Origin of the sequence: Pseudomonas rossensis, assembly GCF_039888995.1 — a bacterium.
Lineage (GTDB): Bacteria > Pseudomonadota > Gammaproteobacteria > Pseudomonadales > Pseudomonadaceae > Aquipseudomonas > Aquipseudomonas rossensis.
Map to the genome: position 1 here is coordinate 1 of NZ_JBBWCB010000242.1, position 4,180 is coordinate 4,180.

The 4,180-nt window shown below is 60.7% G+C and carries 4 protein-coding genes; all 4 read left to right on the top strand.

What is annotated here, in order from left to right:
• The coding region (locus WLY71_RS29855) for an isocitrate/isopropylmalate family dehydrogenase (RefSeq protein ID WP_347806437.1) at window positions 1-282 on the top strand (282 nt) is incomplete at its 5' end.
• A gap of 69 nt (window positions 283-351) precedes the next feature.
• Window positions 352-1,464: an aspartate-semialdehyde dehydrogenase gene (asd, locus tag WLY71_RS29860; RefSeq protein ID WP_033061853.1), complete on the top strand. Its 1,113-nt coding sequence runs from the start codon at window positions 352-354 to the stop codon at window positions 1,462-1,464.
• 227 nt (window positions 1,465-1,691) lie between these two features.
• Window positions 1,692-2,702 carry an aspartate-semialdehyde dehydrogenase gene (locus WLY71_RS29865; RefSeq protein ID WP_347806438.1) on the top strand — a complete coding sequence of 337 codons (1,011 nt, stop codon included), beginning with the start codon at window positions 1,692-1,694 and terminating at the stop codon, window positions 2,700-2,702.
• A 207-nt stretch (window positions 2,703-2,909) separates the two neighbouring features.
• Window positions 2,910-4,180: type IV pilus assembly protein FimV (locus WLY71_RS29870; protein ID WP_347806439.1), on the top strand; the 1,271-nt coding region annotated here is incomplete at its 3' end.

The window sequence follows — 4,180 nt, forward strand, 5'->3', positions numbered from 1 at the left end:
TCGTTGGATACCAACAATAAAGGCATGTACGAGCCGTGCCATGGTTCGGCGCCGGACATCGCCGGCAAAGGCATTGCCAACCCGTTGGCGACCATTCTGTCGGTGTCGATGATGCTGCGTTACAGCTTCAATCTGCAGGATGCGGCCGATGCCATCGAGAAGGCCGTCAGTCTGGTATTGGACCAAGGCCTGCGTACTGGCGACATCTGGTCGGCCGGTTGCACTAAAGTCGGTACGCAGGAAATGGGCGACGCAGTAGTCGCCGCGCTGCGGAATCTGTAATCTCTCGGGCCCGCTGCAACTTTCACTCTTGAAAGCAGCGGCCCACTTTTTAAAGAAGGTGTAGTTGCGATGAAACGTGTAGGTCTGATCGGTTGGCGCGGTATGGTCGGTTCCGTGCTCATGCAGCGGATGCTGGAAGAGCAGGATTTCGATCTTATTGAGCCGGTGTTTTTCACCACTTCCAATGTCGGTGGCCAAGGCCCGTCCGTGGGCAAGGACATTGCTCCGCTCAAGGACGCTTACAGCATTGATGAGCTGAAAACCCTCGACGTGATTCTGACCTGCCAGGGTGGCGACTACACCAGCGAAGTTTTCCCGAAACTGCGCGAAGCCGGCTGGCAGGGTTACTGGATCGACGCCGCCTCCAGCCTGCGCATGCAGGATGACGCGGTGATCGTGCTGGACCCGGTGAACCGCAAGGTCATCGACCAGCAGCTCGACGCGGGCACCAAGAACTACATTGGCGGCAACTGCACCGTCAGCCTGATGCTGATGGGCTTGGGCGGTCTGTTCGAAGCCGGTCTGGTCGAGTGGATGAGCGCCATGACCTATCAGGCGGCCTCCGGTGCCGGGGCGCAGAACATGCGTGAACTGATCAAGCAAATGGGCGCGACCCACGCCGCTGTCGCTGATCAACTGGCCGACCCGGCCAGCGCGATCCTCGACATCGACCGCCGTGTGGCCGAAGCCATGCGCAGCGACGCGTACCCGACCGAAAACTTCGGCGTACCGCTGGCCGGCAGCCTGATCCCGTGGATCGACAAGGAACTGCCAAACGGTCAGAGCCGCGAAGAGTGGAAGGCCCAGGCCGAGACCAACAAGATCCTTGGTCGCTTCAAGAGCCCGATCCCGGTCGATGGCATCTGCGTGCGTATCGGCGCCATGCGCTGCCACAGCCAGGCGCTGACCATCAAACTGAACAAAGATGTGCCGATCGCCGATATCGAAGGACTGATCAGCCAGCACAACCCTTGGGTCAAACTGGTGCCGAACAGCCGCGAAGCCAGCATTCAGGAACTGAGCCCGACGAAAGTCACCGGCACCCTGAACGTACCGGTTGGCCGTCTGCGCAAGCTGAACATGGGCACGCAGTACGTCGGCGCGTTCACCGTCGGCGACCAACTGCTGTGGGGCGCGGCTGAACCGCTGCGTCGCATGCTGCGGATCCTGCTTGAGCGTTGATCGATTGAAGTAATGAACGAACCCGTGCCTTGAAAGAGGTGCGGGTTTTTTCTTTTGGTATGTTTGTCGCCTGCAAAAAGATCGCAGCCTTCGGCAGCTCCTACATCGGCCGCGTGCAAACCCGATCCTGTAGGAGCTGCCGAAGGCTGCGATCTTTTGCTCTAAATTGCCGAACTGCCAACCACCCGGTAAAGTGCCGCTCCCCCCGTTTCGCCAGAGGTAGAACCATGAGCCAGTCCTTTGATATTGCCGTGATCGGCGCCACCGGTACTGTCGGCGAAACGCTCGTGCAGATTCTCGAAGAGCGCGACTTCCCTGTCGGCAATCTGCACCTGCTCGCCAGCAGCGAATCGGCCGGGCATTCGGTGCCGTTTCGCGGCAAGAACGTGCGGGTGCGGGAAGTCGATGAGTTCGACTTCAGTAAAGTCCAGCTGGTGTTCTTCGCTGCCGGCCCGGCGGTAACCCTGAGTTTCGCTTCGCGTGCCACGGCCGCCGGTTGCTCGCTGATCGACTTGTCCGGCGCGTTGCCGGCTGATCAGGCGCCACACGTCGTGCCTGAAGCCAACGCGCAGGTACTGGCCGGTATGAAAAAGCCGTTCCAGGTCAGCAGCCCAAGCCCTTCGGCCACCACACTGGCGGTAGTGCTGGCGCCGTTGCTCGGCTTGCTCGACCTGCAACGCATCAATTTGACCGCCAGCCTGGCCGTCTCCGCCCAGGGCCGCGAAGCCGTCACCGAGCTGGCACGGCAAACGGCCGAGCTGCTCAATGTGCGTCCGCTGGAGCCGACCTTCTTCGATCGGCAGATGGCCTTCAACTTGCTGGCGCAAGTGGGCAAGCCAGATGATCAGGGTCACACGCTGCTGGAAAAACGCCTGGTCCGCGAGCTGCGTCAGGTCATGGCGCTGCCTTTATTAAAGATTTCCGTCACTTGCATTCAAGCCCCGGTGTTTTTTGGCGATAGCTTTAACGTGACCTTGCAATCATCGAGCGACATCGACCTGGCGAAAGTCAACGCCGCCCTGGAAGACGCGCCCGGTATCGAGTGGGTGGAAGCCGGCGATTACCCGACGCCGGTAGGCGATGCGGTAGGGCAGGACGTGGTCTACGTTGGTCGGGTTCGCAACGGGATCGACGACCTGTCGGAACTAAATTTGTGGCTGACGTCAGATAACGTACGCAAAGGCGCAGCGCTCAATGCTGTGCAGGTGGCTGAATTGTTGATAAAAGACCTGCTGTAAAAGATACTTGGCAACAATTTGTCGAATGAATCCAGCCGGGCGCTATGCTTGGCCGGACTGCTGAAGGCGGGCTCCCTCCAGGGCTTTGCGTGGCATGAATGAAATGATCGCGCGCGACGACTCTTCGCCGCCGCGCGCAATGCCTTACGGCAGCGACTATCAACACCTTCTCGCTGGCCGAGGAATGTTCAAACAAAGGATGAGGCTATGGTTCAAGTTCGCAAACTGGTGTTAGCAATAGCGGCCGCCTCGGCGCTGTCCTCCGGTATGGCGCATGCCCTCGGGCTCGGGGAATTGACCCTGAAGTCGACGCTGAACCAGCCCCTGGTGGCGGAAATCGAGTTGCTCGACGTCAAGGACCTCACCGCTGCCGAAGTGGTGCCGAGCCTGGCTTCGCCCGAAGATTTCGCCAAGGCCGGTGTCGACCGCCAGGCGTTTCTCAATGACCTGACCTTTACCCCGGTGCTCAACGCCAGCGGCAAAAGCATCCTGCGTGTGACGTCCAGCAAACCACTCTCCGAACCCATGGTGAAATTCCTGGTTCAGGTGATGTGGCCCAACGGTCGTCTGCTGCGCGATTACAGCGTGCTGCTCGATCCGTCCAAATTCTCGCCGCAAACCGCTGATGCGGCTGCGCAGCCTGCGCCGACGCAAACCGTCACCGCACCGGTGACCGGTGGCACCGAACCAACCCAATACACCACCGCGCCGCGCGATACCCTTTGGGAAATCGCTGCGAAGGCGCGCAATGGCGGCTCGGTCCAGCAAACCATGCTGGCCATCCAGGCGTTGAATCCGGATGCCTTTATCGACGGCAACATCAACCGGTTGAAAGCCGGTCAGGTGCTGCGTCTACCGGATCAGACGCAGAGCACCAGCTTGCCGCAACCGAACGCCATTGCTGAAGTCTCCGCGCAGAACACCGCGTGGCGTCAGGGTCGTCGCTACGTGGCGAAGTCCGGGACCGGACAGCAGCAGCTCGATGCCACCAAGCGCGCTCGCGGCGAAGGCCCTTCGTCGCAAGCGGCGAAAGACAATCTGAGCCTGGTCTCTGCCGAGTCCGGCAAGGCCGGTGGCAAAGGCGCCGCCGGTGATGCCAAGAACTTGAGCAGCAAGCTGGCCGTGACCCAGGAAAGCCTCGACACGACCCGTCGTGACAACGCCGAACTGAAAGGCCGCATGACCGATCTGCAAAGTCAGCTGGACAAGTTGCAACGCCTGATCGAACTGAAGAACAATCAATTGGCCAAGTTGCAGGCTGAAGGCGCGGCGGGTGCGCCGGCACCAGGTACGACCGCTCCGGCAATGTCAGCCGAACTGGCGGCCAATCCTGCGGCAGCGCCTACGGAAGCGGCTCCGGTAACACCTGCACCAGGGGCTGCTGCGCCTGAGGCCACTCCGGCTCCGGTCGAGCAGCCTGTCGAGCCGACGCCGGCAGCATCCGACGATCAGCAATTCAAAGAACTGCTGACCAATCC